Genomic DNA, 15953 nt, shown 5'->3' with positions numbered 1-15953 from the left:
CAGGTCGGCTACGCATCGTTGCCTTGGTGAGCCGTTACCTCACCAACTAGCTAATGCGACGCGGGTCCATCCATAAGTGACAGCCGAAGCCGCCTTTGAATTTCGCACCATGCGGTGCAAAATGTTATCCGGTATTAGCCCCGGTTTCCCGGAGTTATCCCAGTCTTATGGGCAGGTTACCCACGTGTTACTCACCCGTCCGCCGCTAACTTCATAAGAGCAAGCTCTTAATCCATTCGCTCGACTTGCATGTATTAGGCACGCCGCCAGCGTTCATCCTGAGCCAGGATCAAACTCTCCAATAAAGTTAGTTTGTCTAGCATCTAAAATAAAAATTGACGTTTCACGTTGTTTGTTTCGTTCAGTTTTCAAAGAACTCGTTTGCCGCTCAATGGCGACTCCCTTATGTTAACACCTTCATTTTTCCATGTCAACTAAGTTTTTTAATTTCTTTTTTTCGCTTTCTGCCGTTTCGCATCAGCGACGGTTATTAATATATCATGCAGTTTATACATGGTCAATACTTTTCATAAAAAAATTTCACATCCCGTTTATTTCTTCTTTTCATCATTTTAACAAACCCCACTTCTTTTAAATCAAAAATTCAAAATTTTATGTTATATTATTCCTATAGGAGCGTGATGGGAATGGGGATTAAATATTCGAACAAAATCAATAAAATTCGAACCTTTGCATTAAGTTTAGTATTTATCGGACTCTTCATTGCATACTTAGGCGTATTTTTTCGCGAAAATATTATTATTATGACCATTTTTATGATGGTTGGCTTTTTAGCAGTTATCGCTAGCACCGTCGTTTACTTTTGGATTGGTATGTTATCTACAAAAACCGTACAAATCATTTGCCCAAGTTGTAACAAACCTACCAAAATGCTCGGCCGAGTAGACGCATGTATGCATTGCAATCAACCCTTAACGCTTGATCGTAATTTAGAAGGAAAAGAGTTTGATGAGAGGTATAATAAAAAGAGCTATAAAGCATAAAATGGAGTTTATATAATAAAGAAAGAGGTCAACGTAACCGTTGACCTCTTTCTTTATTATATATTACGCCTTATGACATTCTGGACATACGCCATAAATCTCTAAACGATGACTATTAATAACAAAGCCGGTTGCTTTCACAGCTTCATCTTCAAGTTTTTCCAAACCTCCATAAGGAAAATCAACAATCTTACCACACTTTTCACAAATTACATGGTAATGCTGACTTGTAACATAATCAAATCTACTTGAAGCGTCTCCATAAGTTAATTCCTTAACAAGCCCAACTTCTTTAAATACACGTAAGTTATTATAAACAGTTGCAACGCTCATATTTGGAAACTTACCTTCTAACGCTTTATAAATTTCATCCGCTGTTGGGTGCGTCATAGATTCCACAAGGTACTCTAAAATAGCATGACGCTGTGGAGTAATGCGTACACCCGTATTTTTCAGCATTTCTAGCGCTTCTTTTAATTCTTCTTTGACCACCGTCATGCACCCCGATTCTATACGGATTATTATTTTATAATTCTTATAAAGAGTGTACTCCTTTTCTTGTCAATCGTCAATATTTCTACTATAACTGTGTAGTTTATTTTTCATCTAACCTTATTCTTATGTATATTTGTCCTTCCTTTATACATTTACATAGAAAAAAGTGCGAAATAATCGCACTTGGAATACTATCATCTGAGGAGGTATGCCCTACCCTTTTAATGTATGAAACATCAGCACAAGTGTATAGACATATGCCTCATAGTAATTACATCATAATAAATTCCCTTCAGTTCTTGCTTATGCAGAACCTTAATCTAAATAAGAAAGGATGTCTTCGATATGCCCTTTCACTTTTACTTTACGCCATTCTTTTACTAGTTCACCATCTTTATTAATAAGAAACGTAGATCTTTCAATTCCCATGTACTCTTTTCCGAAATTCTTTTTCAGCTTCCATACATCATATAGTTCCGCCACTTTATGATCTTCATCTACTAAAAGTAAGAATGGCAAATCATGCTTTTCAATAAATTTCAAATGTCTATTCACTGGATCTGGACTTATACCAAGTATAACCGTATCTTTTTCTTGAAATAATCCGTATGCATCTCGGAAATCACACGCTTCTGTTGTACAGCCTGGTGTCATATCTTTCGGATAAAAATATAGTGCTACATTTTTCCCGTGAAAGTCCGATAGCTTAACCTGCTCTCCGTTACTTCCTTCTAGTGTAAAATCCGGTGCCATTTCTCCTACTGCGACCATCTTTATCACTCCTTGTCTTTTCCTTCTACTATAACAAATGTTATCTCATTTTTCATTGTCTATCACTGTTCGAACTACGAATGCAAACGGCAATGTATATCCAATCAACGCTTCAATAATTGCAATCCAGCGTCCGATTCCAACAGGAGTTACATCACCATACCCAACAGATAATAAAGTAACCGCACTAAAATATAAGCATACTTCTACCAGTTGGAAAGAATGGACAGTTAAACTTTCTCCGTCTTCTCTTAAGACGGCAAATCCACTTTCCTCTAATACAACATAACTTAATCCAAATGCGATAAGCACCGTTGTGTAAATTAGAAATAATGAAGTTAGGTTATACAAGGAAAAGAAACGCTTCGAATCTGAGTATGAGCTCCATAATATTTGAATACTCCTTAACACAGCAATGGCTGAAATTAATAAAATAAGTCCCCATAACATGTCCTCCACCTCATCCTATATGTATGAGGACAAAGAACAATTTATCCCACAGTAGATGAAACTTGTATATCTGTCGTTAGTTTCCCGCACCGCGGTATTTCTTCACTCCAAAATTCCAAAGCGTGATTGCAATTGTAAAACAAATTACACCAACAAACGGTGTCGCAAACGCATAACTGTTCCATTCTGTCTTTCTAAGAAAATACGCCGCTGGATATACACCAACAAATGCAAATGGTAAGACAAACGTTAAAACAAACCGGATCACACGGTTATAAATATTTACAGGATATCGCCCATAATTCCCAATGTTATACATCAATGGCATAATAGAGCTTTTCGCATCTGACCAAAAGCCAATACTTGCAAGCGTCACAAATATCCCGCCATATACAAGGGCACCTCCAGCTACCATGAACAAGAAAAGAAAGAAATCGTACCAATAAAAGGATAATTGAAGCTGCACTGACGCATATCCCATTACAATAATCCCAGTAACTGCACCAATCAAAGACTCCAGTTCCATTCGCTCTAATATAATTTGGAATAAACTATGAATCGGTCTTGTTAAAACACGATCCATTTCTCCCTTAATAATGTATCGATCATTAAAATCCCATATATTAAAGAAAGCGGAAAAGATAGCAAATGGTACTAAGAAAAAGCCATAAATAAAAATAACTTCTTCTCGACTCCATCCCTTTAATGCTTGTGTATGTCCGAAAACAACAAGAATAAAAATTAAGTTAACAGCTTGGAGTAGTAAATCAGATAATAATCCAACGATAAAATCGCCGCGATACTCTAGTTTAGTTTTTATATATTGGCTTGCATATTGCAAAAACAGTTTCATATACAGCATCTCATCATCCCCCTTGTACAATTAGGCGTTTTCTCGCCGTTTTCCACATCAGCACAATTGGAACAATAAGTACGACTGCCCAAATCATTTGAAATAATAAAGCCTGATACAACTTACTTCCTTGTATTCCTTCAGAGAAAATCATACTCGGAATATAACTGATTGCTTGAAATGGCAAAAACACCATTGCTTTTTGTGCCCATAGAGGATAAAAGCTAATGGGTAGTAATAAACCTGAAAATAAATCAATAACCACACGTTTTGCATACATAATTCCACTATTATTAAATAAGAAAAAAGTAAGCATGCCTGTCATTAAATTAATTTGCGTATTAATAATAAAACTGAAAACTAACGACAGAAAAAAATATAACCACGTTTGAAAATTGGTTGTAATTTGCAACGAGAATAAAAGTGTAACAATGATCATACCGGGAATAGAAAAGAATGCAAAACGGAAGATCCCCTCTCCAAGACCTTGCATAACTTTCATTCCTAAGTAGTTATATGGACGAATTAATTCAACAGCTACACGTCCCTCTTGAATTTCCATCGCAATTTCTCTGTCAATATTATTAAAATAAAAAGCGCGAGCCATCCACGCGATGGCAATATAGGTTGTCATTTGAGAAATCGATAAACTTTCGATATTCTCTTTCCCACTGTAAATAGCTTGCCATAAAAAATAATACGCTCCGATGTTAATCGTATAAATTAAAATTCCACTATAGTAATTTGTCCGATAAGCAAGCATCATTAAAAAACGAATACGAATCATTTCAATATACTTACCCATGAATCATACCCTCTTCATAAATATTACGGATAATTTCTTCTGTCGACACTTCATTAATTTTTAAATCTTTAATTTGAAAGGCTTGGACTACTTTGGAAATAAGCATAGAAATTATAACTTCTTCATTGGGTATTTTCGCAATCCATGTATATTCTTCTTTCCCTTGTGACCAAACTACATGATTATCCGGCATTAGCATTAACAGTTGTTGATATGAAACTGGTGCTGTAAATTGAAAATGTATTTCTTTTTCTGCTCCCCACTGCGAACGAAGCTTTTCTAATGATCCATCATACATAATGTTTCCTTCATCCAGCATAATGACGCGTTCACATAACGCTTCAATATCAGTAATATCATGTGTTGTTAATAAAATTGTTGTTTTATAACGTTCATTCATTTCCTTTAAAAACTCACGGATTTTTAATTTTACGAGAACGTCTAGTCCAATCGTTGGTTCATCTAAAAATAAAAGCGGTGGATTATGAATTAACGCTGCTGCTAATTCACAACGCATTCGTTGACCAAGCGACAATTTACGCACCGGTTTATCTAGCAATGGTCCAATATCTAGTGTTTCAATGACATGCTCCATATGTTCCTTATACTGCCTATCAGATACACCATACACTTTTTTTAATAAACGAAATGATTCTTGTACCGCAATATCCCACCAAAGCTGTGAACGCTGACCAAATACAACACCAATTGTTTTCACAAACTCTTCTCGCTGTTTATGTGGATTCATTCCATTTACTGTAATTTGGCCAGACGTCGGTGTTAAAATTCCGGTTAACATTTTAATTGTCGTTGATTTACCCGCACCATTCTCACCAATATAACCAACCATTTCACCTTGATTTACAGTAAACGAAACATCATTCACTGCTGGCACTATTTTATAATTACGATTTAATAAATCGCGAAACGCACCTTTTAAACCAGAGCGGCTTGAATATGCTGTAAATTCTTTACGTAATCCTTGTACTTCAATTACCGATTTCATAATCGGACCCCCTTCCTCGATACCACAACGAATAGTTTACCCAACTGCCCTTCCTATCACAAACAATACGTCTTTTTGAAAAACATGTTAGAATAATACATAGATTTTTGTAAGGAGATGAATTGTAGTGAATTTCACAAAATCAGAAGCATTACATAAGGAAGCGTTAGAACATATCGTTGGTGGTGTTAACAGTCCTTCTCGTTCTTTCAAAGCAGTTGGTGGCGGTTCACCTGTTGCAATGGAACGCGGAAAAGGTGCTTATTTTTGGGATGTAGATGGTAACAAATATATCGATTATTTAGCAGCATACGGTCCAATCATTACAGGACACGCTCATCCTCACATAACAGAAGCAATTAAAACAGCAGCTGAAAATGGTGTTTTATACGGAACACCAACAGCACTAGAAGTAAAATTCGCAAAAATGTTAAAAGAAGCAATGCCTGCTTTAGATAAAGTTCGTTTCGTAAACTCTGGTACGGAATCTGTTATGACAACAATTCGTGTGGCTCGCGCTTATACAGGTCGTACAAAAATTATGAAGTTTGCTGGTTGCTACCACGGTCATTCAGACTTAGTACTTGTAGCAGCTGGTTCAGGTCCTTCTACTCTTGGTACTCCTGATTCAGCCGGTGTGCCCCAAAGTATCGCTCAAGAAGTTATTACCGTTCCATTTAATAACGTAGAGACATTAAAAGAAGCACTCGATAAATGGGGACATGAGGTAGCAGCTATTCTTGTAGAACCAATCGTTGGGAACTTCGGAATTGTCGAACCTAAACCTGGCTTCCTAGAAAAAGTAAATGAGCTTGTTCACGAAGCTGGCGCACTAGTTATTTATGATGAAGTAATCACAGCTTTCCGCTTTATGTACGGCGGTGCTCAAGACTTACTTGGTGTAACACCAGATTTAACAGCACTTGGTAAAATAATTGGCGGAGGCCTTCCAATCGGTGCATATGGTGGTAAAAAAGAAATTATGGAACAAGTTGCACCGCTCGGCCCTGCTTACCAAGCTGGTACAATGGCTGGAAACCCAGCATCTATGGCAGCTGGTATTGCTTGCTTAGAAGTACTGCAACAAAAAGGTGTATACGAAAAATTAGATGAACTTGGAGCAATGCTTGAAAAAGGAATTTTAGAACAAGCTGCAAAACATAGCATCGATATTACCGTAAATCGTCTAAAAGGTGCGTTAACTGTATACTTCACTACAGATACAATTGAAGATTATGACGCTGCTCAAAATACAGATGGAGAAATGTTCGGTAAGTTCTTCAAGCTTATGCTCAACGAAGGAATTAACTTAGCTCCATCTAAGTATGAAGCATGGTTCTTAACAACAGAACATACAAAAGAAGATATCGAATATACAATCGAAGCTGTCGGTAGAGCATTTGCTGCTTTAGCGAACGCATAAGAAAATACATGCTCAAAAGAAAAAAATAGAGGCCACCCTCTTTTTTTTTCTTTTTTCTATTTCATAAATCACACATTAATAGTATAATTATTCATAATTATCTGTTTTATATTGAAATTCATATTAATTATTCTGTTGTTTATAAGGCAATATACACCTTGAATAATTAGATTATTCTTAACTTTATAATAGAGGGGGGATTGACGGATGCCTAACAATACAAATAAATGGACACCGTCTTTATTTCGAAATTACGCAAATACAGAACACGATGCGTGTGGAATCGTTTCCGTTATGGAAAAACAAAATGTTCCAACAAAAGAAAACATCGATCTTTGTATACAATCACTGATAAAAATGAATCACCGTGCTGGCTTTATTAATGGAGAAGGCGATGGTATTGGTGTTCATATCGACTTACCGAAAGCCCTTTGGAAAGAAAAATTAAAAAATAGTGGATATAATCCAGCGATTGTGGACCATCCCCACTTTATCGTTGGACATTTTTTTCTAAACAAAAAAGAAAATCCTACTCTTTTAAAGAACAGTATTCGTAATAAATTAAACAATAAAAATTTCATCGTTCTCTTCGAAAGTGATGATGTTATAAATTCTGATGCACTTGGTCCTCTTGGCAAACAAGAAGAACCTTTATTTTGGCAAATTGCTATTCTTTCAGAAACAAAAAATGAAGCCATCGACCAAGTACTATTCTCTTTAACAATTGAAATTGAAGAAAATACAGCAATTCATGTTGCTTCATTAAGCCACGACCATGTTGTATACAAAGTTCTTGGCGCTGGCGATACACTTGTTGCCTACTATGATGATTTACAACATTCACTTATTGCATCAACAATGACACTTGGACATAATCGCTATTCTACAAATACATTATCTAATTTTTTTCGCGTGCAACCATTTAGTATCCTTGGACATAATGGTGAAATTAATACAATTTCCAAGTTACGTGATCAAGCCGAAATGATCGATGTACCACTTACTGCTGGAGGCAGTGATTCTCAAGATTTAAACCGCACCTTAGAAACACTTCTCGTTCACTACAACTACAGTCTATTTGAAGCAATGGATGTATTATTTCCACCAATTATTAATGAGATTAAATTATACGAGCCACATATGCAAGATTTATATACGTATATTCGTGAAGCATGGGGACATTTCGCCCAAGGGCCGGCCGGCATTATTTCACGTTATAAAGATGAAGCTGTTTTTAGTGTAGATTCACTTGGTTTGCGACCAGTTTGGAAAGTAGAAACAGAAAGTTCCTATATCTTTTCTTCTGAACCAGGTGTCGTATCACCATCTGAATATGTAGCAGAACCAAAGTCACTTGCTCCCGGAGAAAAAGTAGGTTTGAAGTGGAATAAACAAGGTGCCCTCGTTCTCTACGAATATGAAACATACCAAGAAGAAGTATATAAACGCATGAAACAACGTATTAATTTTTCAGATTATCATTTCAACTTATCTATTCCAGCTATGGAAAAGGTCGAAGGGCTATCTAACCTCTCTCAAGTTGAAACAGAACAATATGTAGCTTTCGGCTGGGATCGCGAGCATATCCAACTTCTTGAACAAATGGCAACAAAAGGTGTTGAACCAATTCGTTCACTCGGCCATGACGCCCCTCTCGCTGCACTTGATACAGACAGACGAAACATTGCCGATTTTATAAAAGAAAGTGTTGCTGTTGTTACAAACCCAGCAATCGATCGCGACCGAGAAATTGAACACTTCTCTACACGCACAGTACTAGGAGAACGTCCTAGCTTGTTTAGTGGTGAGCAGCAAACTTTTGTTACCGAACTTTTGTCACCGATTATACTAGAAGGTCATTTAGCACAATCAATTTCAGAAGATTCAGAAACCATTTCATATGAACAACTTGTAAATCTATTTGCAATTCATAGTACAGTTTACAAGTTATCTGTTTCCTTTCCAGCATCAGAAACTTTACAAGATGCATTAAATCGAATTAGTGCCGAAGCTACAGCAGCTATTAAAAAAGGTGCTTCTCTCTTATTACTTGATGATGCAAAAGCTCATCAAAATGAACACTTATGGATCGATCCACATTTGATTACAGCTAAAGTACATCAAGAACTAACTGAGCACAAATTACGCCGAAAATGCTCCATTGTTATAAGATCTGGCGCTCTCCGTTCTTTACACGATATTGTTACACTGTACGGACTAGGTGCAGATGTTATTAATCCATATTTAATGTTCGCAACCGTAAATGATGGGACAACGATACCAATTTCTAATTTATATAAAGCGCTAAACAAAGGTCTTGAAAAAGTCATTTCAACTATCGGTATCCATGAACTGCGTGGTTACGGCCGTCTCTTCTCTTCAATTGGTTTACACGAAGAAATTGCAAACATACTACAAATTACAAACTTTTTAGGATCACGCACTGTAGCATTTTCACTTGAATCTTTAGCAGAAGACGCTAAAGTCCGGGCACTTGATTATAACAACCCAAAAGTTAGAATGCGAAAAACGTTTCATATATTCCCTCGTATTTGGAAAGCAATTGGTGATGTGGCAAAAGGGAATGCTTACGATAATTATCGGGAGAAATTAGCTGAGGTAGAAGATAAGAATCCGATTGCAATTCGTCACCTTGTCCAAATGAAAGAAGCAGAGCAACCAGTGCCGACTGAGCATGTTTCAATTGGCGTAAAAAATCATGACTTGCCGTTTATTATTAGTTCGATGTCATTTGGATCCCAAAATGAAATTGCATTCCGCGCTTATGCAGAGGCGGCAGACCGTCTCAATATGATTAGTTTAAACGGTGAAGGCGGAGAAATTAAAGATATGATTGGTAAATACCCACATACACGCGGCCAACAAATTGCATCAGGACGTTTTGGGGTGAATGCCGAACTGTTAAATTCATCAAATTTAATTGAAATCAAAATTGGTCAAGGAGCAAAACCTGGTGAAGGGGGACATTTGCCTGGATCAAAGGTAACTTCTAAAATTGCAGAAGCTCGTAATGCAACAATTGGTTCGGACTTGATTTCTCCTTCCAATAACCATGATATTTACTCGATTGAAGACTTAGCACAAATTATTACTGAAATTAAAACAGCCAATCAACTTGCAAGAGTCGCGGTCAAAGTTCCAGTTGTCCCTAATATCGGAACGATCGCTGTAGGAATTGCAAAAGCTGGTGCTGATTTTATTAATATTAGCGGCTTTGATGGTGGAACAGGTGCCGCTCGTATTCATGCACTGCAACATGTAGGCCTTCCAGTTGAAATCGGAGTAAAAGCTGCACACAACGCTCTATTAGAAGCAAATATGAGACACAACGTAGAGATTTGGGCAGATGGTGGTATCCGCAGTGTAAATGATGCACTTAAAATTATGCTTCTTGGTGCAAACCGTATTGGATTCGGTACTTTATCCATGATTGCAATCGGTTGTACAACGTGCCGGGGCTGTCACTTAGATACGTGTCATGTTGGTATTGCAACACAAATCGAATCCGAAGCGCAGGCAAAAGAACATGGACTACGTCGCTTCGTTCCGCGGCAATTTGAAAATGCTGTAGAAGGTTTATTGCACCTATTTACTACTTTCGGAACAGAACTTAAACGTTTAACCGGTGGACTCGGTTATACGAACTTACAAGAAATTGTTGGTCGCTCTGATTTGCTAGAACAAACGCGAGGCACAGAACTATTAGATTTACAAAATTTATTACAAACATTAGACAGTACATCCTACATGATAACAGGAGCAGCCCAGCAACAACATTATGCAACAACTGATTCTTTCCAATCAAAAGAGCTAGTTGGTGTTGGTGTGGATCAACGCGTAATGGGTGGTCTTGAATCATGCTACCGAGTCCGCAGTAAATTATATGACAACAATACGCTGGAACCAATTACACTAAAATACACAAATGGTTCCGTTCCTGGAAACGGATTAGGTGCCTACAATAGTGAAAACTTATTTATTCACGTCAATGGTGGTGCACAAGATGGTATCGGAAAAACCTCATTTGGCGGTGGCATTTATATCACAAAAGCAAGAGGAAAAGATGGAACATACTATAACGGTTCTGTCGGAAAAGGATTCGGGTATGGTGCACAAAAAGGAACTTTATATGTGCAAGGTAACGCTGATGCACGTGCTGGCATCCGCTTATCTGGAGCAGATATGATCATCGGGGGAAGAATCACAAAACCACTTCGAGAAAAAGAACACGGGAATCTCGGTGTTCATGCAAATATTAAAGGCTTTGCTTTTGAATATATGACAAACGGTCGCGCACTCGTTCTTGGTGATCCTGGCCCATGGATTTGTGCAGGTATGACTGGTGGTGTCGTTTATTTACGCCATCAACCTAAACTTGGTTTAACAGAAGCTGCTTTGCGAAGAAGAATTGCAAAAGGAGCGAATGTAACATTACGTGAACTTAGCAAAAACGGGGAATCAGACATCACAGAATTATTATTAGACTACGTTCGTGTATTAAAGGAGCATGAACAATATGAAGAAGCTGCTCTCTTAACACCATTATTAGAGGACATTCAGTCTCACTTTTATGAAGTCATTCCGAAAAAAGAGCAAGCAGATCCATCTATTTCGACTGAATAATGTCCATTTGCTTAAAATTGACTAAGTGAGCATCACATAGTAATCTATAATAACAATTTGAAAACCTGCTGAAATTCAGCAGGTTTTTTCACTAAAAAAGAATGATAAAGAGAGCCGAGCAGTTCGAGGCACGGAAGCCAGGAGGATACGGAGTGTAGCTTATACTACATGAGTACCGGACTGGCGACGTAACGAAGAAATGCGACAGCTATCTTTACCGGACTTTTTGAACATCACTAAAATATGGGTTCAAAAAGGAGGATAAAGAGAGCCGAACAGTTCGAGGCACGGAAGCCAGGAGGATACGGAGTGTAGCTTATACTACATGAGTACCGGACTGGCGACGTAACGAAGAAATGCGACAGCTATCTTTACCGGACTTTTTGAACATCACTAAAATATGGGTTCAAAAAGGAGGATAAAGAGAGCCGAACAGTTCGAGGCACGGAAGCCAGGAGGATACGGAGTGTAGCTTATACTACATGAGTACCGGACTGGCGACGTAACGAAGAAATGCGACAGCTATCTTTACCGGACTTTTTGAACATCACTAAAATATGGGTTCAAAAAGGAGGATAAAGAGAGCCGAACAGTTCGAGGCACGGAAGCCAGGAGGATACGGAGTGTAGCTTATACTACATGAGTACCGGACTGGCGACGTAACGAAGAAATGCGACAGCTATCTTTACCGGACTTTTTGAACATCACTAAAATATCACTTGCTAACATATTGTAATGAATGTATAGTATCATGTTGTACATTCATTATGACAAGAGAGAAAGGATATTAAAAAGGGTATGAAACTTGGTGCTCGCATTTTAAAAACGGGTATTGCCATTACATTAGCTTTATTTGCTTGTACTCTGCTCCAATTACCGAGTCCAGTATTTGCGGGGATTTCAGCAATTTTTGCTGTACAGCCATCTGTATATCGCTCGTATTTGACAGCACTCGAACAAATCCAAGCAAACGTAATTGGTGCAGTATTCGCTATCGGATTTGCATTTGCTTTTGGACACAATCCTTTTATTATTGGATTAACTTGTATATTAGTTATTGCTCTTACACTACAATTACGTTTAGAAAATACAATATCAATTGCTTTAGTGACGGTTATTGCGATTATGGAATATCAAGGAGCAAACTTCTTTGACTTCGCTCTGCTTCGCTTTGCAACCATTATGGTCGGTATTGTCGCGGCTTCACTTGTAAATTTAATGTTTATGCCGCCAAAATACGAAACAAAACTATATCATCGTATCGTTGATAACACCGAAGAAATTGTGAAATGGATTCGTATGAACAGCAGGCAAGCTTCTGATTTTACAACACTAAAAACAGATATTGATCGTATGAAAGAAAAAATGATTAAATTAAATCATTACTACTTACTTTACAAAGAAGAAAGAAGCTATACGAAAAAAGTACAATTTGCAAAAATTCGTAAGCTCGTCTTATTTAGACAAATGTTAGCTACAACGAGTCGTGCATTAAGTACATTAAAAGCATTACATCGCACTGAAAACGAATTACGATATATGCCTGAACCATTTCAAGAATCCATTCAAAATGAATTAGATTCATTAACACACTATCATGAACAAGTTTTGTTAAAATTTATTGGCAAAGCGAAAAAACAACAGTCTGTTGAGATGCTTGATGAAGTAGAAACTGGTAAGCAGGAATTAATCGATATATTTATGGACTATCAAAATAAAGATAATGAAGAATCATATAAAATATGGTTACATCTCTTCCCTCTTATTTCTTCAATTATTAATTACAGTGAAGAAGTTGAACATTTAGATTTACTTGTAGATAGTTTTTATACGTATCACAAACCCGAAGACGAACTACAAATTGATGAAAAAAAAGAAGATGAATGAAAAAACAGCCCCTTTACGCCAAAGGGGCTGTTTCTTCTATATGTTGAATTTGATATAAATCATAATAAAATCCTCGTTTTTGCATTAATTGTTCATGAGAACCCTTTTCTTTTATTTCACCATCTTCGATATATATGATCGTATCCACATGTGTAATAGTTGCCAATCTATGAGCAATGATTATTGTTGTACGGTCCGCAGCTAATGTTTGAAGAGCCTCTTGAATATGTCTTTCGTTCTCTAAGTCTAAAGCCGATGTTGCTTCGTCTAATATAAGTAAAGAAGGATTTTTCAAGAAGACACGTGCAATCGCTACACGCTGTCTTTGTCCACCAGACAACTTTACGCCTCTTTCTCCCACAACTGTATCGTATCCATCTGGTAGATTCATAATAAAATTATGAATCTGCGCTGCTTTTGCAGCCGCAATAACTTCCTCTTTCGTTGCTTTCGGGTTTCCATATAAAATATTAGATTGAATCGTATCACTAAATAACAGATTATCTTGCAAGACAATACCGATATGACTACGTAAATTTCTTACATTATACTCTCTCACATTCACACCATCTACATAAATCGCACCGCTAGAAACATCATAAAATCTTGGAATTAAACTAGCTAAGGATGACTTTCCACCTCCACTCGCTCCAACGAGGGCAATTTTTTCTCCAGAACGAATTGAGAAAGAAAGGTCATGTAGTACATCTTTTTCATCAGTATTATACCGAAAGGAAACTTGATCAAATACAATTTCACCAGAAAGCTTTTTTGCTTCAATTGCATTTGGAGTATTTACAATATCATACTTTTCATCTAACAGTTCAAACACTCGATCCATTGATGCAAATGATTGTGTGAGTGTTGTAGAAGAGTTAACAAGGCGGCGTAATGGACTATATAAACTATCCATATAGCCAACAAAAGCAACCATCGTTCCAAGTGTTAAAGAGCCTTGAATCACTTCATATGCCGCAAACGCAATAACAAGTAACGGTCCTAAATCCGTTAACGTATTCACTGTAGAAAATGTCCGTGCTGTCCAGCTTGTATGTGTTAATGCTTTTGTTAAAAAATCATTATTTTTCTTTTCAAACTGCCCTTTTTCATACTGTTCTAATGCAAAACTACGCGTCACTTGCATCCCTTGGATACGCTCATGTAAATAACCTTGCATCGTTGCCAATGCTTGTGAACGCTCTCTCGTTAATTTACGAAGACGCCCGAAAAAATATTTCACTGCAACTGCATAAATCGGCAAAATTAACAATGCAACAAGCGTTAATTTTATATTCATAGAAAACATAACTACAATTGCAATGAAAATTGTAGCTGTATCAAGCCAGACATTCATAAGTCCTGTAATAACAAAATCCTTCGTCTGCTCTACATCATGGATTACACGCGAAATAATTTCACCTGTTTTTGTATTTGAATAGTAGCGTAAACTTAACTTTTGCAGATGACCAAAAATATGTTTTCGTAAGTCGTAAAGTACTGTATTACCAATACGCTGTGCAAAATATTGACGATAATATTCAACAGGTGGTCTCAGTACACCAAAAATAAAAAAGGCAATCCCGATTGCTGTTATCAATTGTGATGTTTTTTCCTGAAGTGATCCACCACCTTGAATGACATCATCAATAATATACTTTAATAACCACGGCATAATAAGCGGAATACCAAACTTAATGAGTCCAATAATAATTGTAATTGTAATAAGCCATCGATATGGTTTTACAAATTGTAAGTATCGATTTATTCCTCTCATATGATCCCCCCCTTAATAGGACAAACCTGCCGGGAAAACCCCTGCAGGTTTGTTCTAATCTCTATACATTAAATATCGTTCATACCACATATCTACAAAATCTGGCGCGAATGGTCCTTTTCTTTGATGAATCCACTGCGTTAAATACTCTACATTTCTTTTTAGAATCGTATCAATTACTGGAGGATAATTCATCATCTGACTATGCTTTTCATACTCATCTTCATCTAAAAGTGTATATGTCATATCTGGATATACCTTAATATCCAAATCATAATCAATATACTTTAATGCTTCAAAGTCATATGCAAATGGAGAGCTTAAATTACAATAATAATACACTCCCTCTTCTCTTAACATACCGATTACATTAAACCAATAATTTGAATGAAAATAACAAATTGCAGGCTCACGCGTAATCCATGTTCGACCATCTGATTCGGTTACTACAGTCCGATCATTTGCACCAATTACAAGACTTTGTGTCCCTTTTAAAATTGTAGTTTCTTCCCACATTCTATGAATGAAACCATTATGTTTATAACTATGTATTTGTATTTTTTCTCCTTCTTTGGGAAATCCCATACGTTCTCCCTTCTTTCACTGTGAATGCTCTTCTAAAGTTGTCCCAACTAGTATCGTTCCTTTTAAAAACGTATTGAGCCGAATTCACTTTTTTTCTATTATAACTTTTTTGTCAAAATTTTAAAACTAAACCGACACAATCCAGCTTTCGTAAAACACTATTACTCTCCATTGACAAATCCTGATGCGACAAAAAGCCCTTTTTCATAAATTAAGAAAGGGCTTTTCCAACTAAAGCATCCGGATACATCACTTC

The 15953-nt window shown here is 36.9% G+C and carries 12 protein-coding genes and 1 rRNA gene (1 of these 13 cut by a window edge); 4 read left to right on the top strand and 9 right to left on the bottom strand.

Annotated elements, in window-relative coordinates:
- Positions 1–305: ribosomal RNA gene (locus NSQ40_RS02650) — 16S ribosomal RNA — on the bottom strand (it extends 1247 nt beyond the left edge of the window).
- A gap of 342 nt (positions 306–647) precedes the next feature.
- Between NSQ40_RS02650 and NSQ40_RS02645 the strand changes: the two genes are divergently transcribed.
- Positions 648–1004 carry a YgzB family protein gene (locus NSQ40_RS02645; RefSeq protein ID WP_016113001.1) on the top strand — a complete coding sequence of 119 codons (357 nt, stop codon included), beginning with the start codon at positions 648–650 and terminating at the stop codon, positions 1002–1004.
- Positions 1005–1067: 63 nt separating this feature from the next.
- On the opposite strand, the gene perR is transcribed toward NSQ40_RS02645, so the two are convergent.
- The 6 genes from perR to NSQ40_RS02615 form a co-directional block, all read right to left on the bottom strand.
- Positions 1068–1496, bottom strand: coding sequence for a peroxide-responsive transcriptional repressor PerR (gene perR, locus NSQ40_RS02640; RefSeq protein WP_018768004.1), 429 nt, complete (start codon positions 1494–1496; stop codon positions 1068–1070).
- A gap of 318 nt (positions 1497–1814) precedes the next feature.
- Positions 1815–2270, bottom strand: coding sequence for a thioredoxin-dependent thiol peroxidase (gene bcp, locus NSQ40_RS02635; RefSeq protein ID WP_003194937.1), 456 nt, complete (start codon positions 2268–2270; stop codon positions 1815–1817).
- Between the two features lie 45 nt (positions 2271–2315).
- Positions 2316–2720 (bottom strand): potassium channel family protein, encoded by a 405-nt coding sequence (locus NSQ40_RS02630; RefSeq protein WP_016112998.1) that lies wholly within the window; start codon positions 2718–2720, stop codon positions 2316–2318.
- 76 nt (positions 2721–2796) lie between these two features.
- Positions 2797–3582 (bottom strand): ABC transporter permease, encoded by a 786-nt coding sequence (locus NSQ40_RS02625; protein ID WP_003205800.1) that lies wholly within the window; start codon positions 3580–3582, stop codon positions 2797–2799.
- Positions 3583–3586: 4 nt separating this feature from the next.
- Positions 3587–4378 carry an ABC transporter permease gene (locus NSQ40_RS02620; protein ID WP_018768003.1) on the bottom strand — a complete coding sequence of 264 codons (792 nt, stop codon included), beginning with the start codon at positions 4376–4378 and terminating at the stop codon, positions 3587–3589.
- Positions 4371–5384 carry an ABC transporter ATP-binding protein gene (locus tag NSQ40_RS02615; protein ID WP_003194928.1) on the bottom strand — a complete coding sequence of 338 codons (1014 nt, stop codon included), beginning with the start codon at positions 5382–5384 and terminating at the stop codon, positions 4371–4373. The genes NSQ40_RS02620 and NSQ40_RS02615 overlap by 8 nt, the downstream gene beginning before the upstream one ends.
- A 127-nt stretch (positions 5385–5511) precedes the next feature.
- On the opposite strand from NSQ40_RS02615, the gene hemL reads away from it, so the two are divergent.
- The 3 genes from hemL (at position 5512) to NSQ40_RS02600 (ending at position 13338) form a co-directional block, all read left to right on the top strand.
- The gene (hemL, locus tag NSQ40_RS02610; protein ID WP_003194925.1) at positions 5512–6807 is read left to right on the top strand and encodes a glutamate-1-semialdehyde-2,1-aminomutase; all 1296 of its coding nucleotides are present in this window, start codon (positions 5512–5514) and stop codon (positions 6805–6807) included.
- Positions 6808–7014: 207 nt separating this feature from the next.
- Positions 7015–11451, top strand: coding sequence for a glutamate synthase-related protein (locus tag NSQ40_RS02605; RefSeq protein ID WP_003194923.1), 4437 nt, complete (start codon positions 7015–7017; stop codon positions 11449–11451).
- A 798-nt stretch (positions 11452–12249) separates the two neighbouring features.
- Positions 12250–13338 carry an FUSC family protein gene (locus NSQ40_RS02600; protein ID WP_003194921.1) on the top strand — a complete coding sequence of 363 codons (1089 nt, stop codon included), beginning with the start codon at positions 12250–12252 and terminating at the stop codon, positions 13336–13338.
- A gap of 13 nt (positions 13339–13351) precedes the next feature.
- Here the strand turns inward: NSQ40_RS02600 and NSQ40_RS02595 are convergent, their stop codons facing one another.
- Together NSQ40_RS02595 and ntdP are read right to left on the bottom strand one after the other, a co-directional pair.
- Positions 13352–15112, bottom strand: a complete 1761-nt coding sequence (locus tag NSQ40_RS02595; protein WP_003194918.1) for an ABC transporter ATP-binding protein — start codon at positions 15110–15112, stop codon at positions 13352–13354.
- A 54-nt stretch (positions 15113–15166) separates the two neighbouring features.
- Positions 15167–15697, bottom strand: coding sequence for a nucleoside tri-diphosphate phosphatase (gene ntdP, locus NSQ40_RS02590; RefSeq protein ID WP_003194916.1), 531 nt, complete (start codon positions 15695–15697; stop codon positions 15167–15169).
- Positions 15698–15953 lie beyond the last annotated feature (256 nt).

The sequence above is a fragment of the Bacillus sp. FSL K6-6038 genome, assembly GCF_038050455.1.
Lineage (GTDB): Bacteria > Bacillota > Bacilli > Bacillales > Bacillaceae_G > Bacillus_A > Bacillus_A pseudomycoides.
The sequence above is the reverse complement of the archived record's forward strand: the minus strand, read 5'-3'. Positions and strand labels throughout refer to the sequence as shown.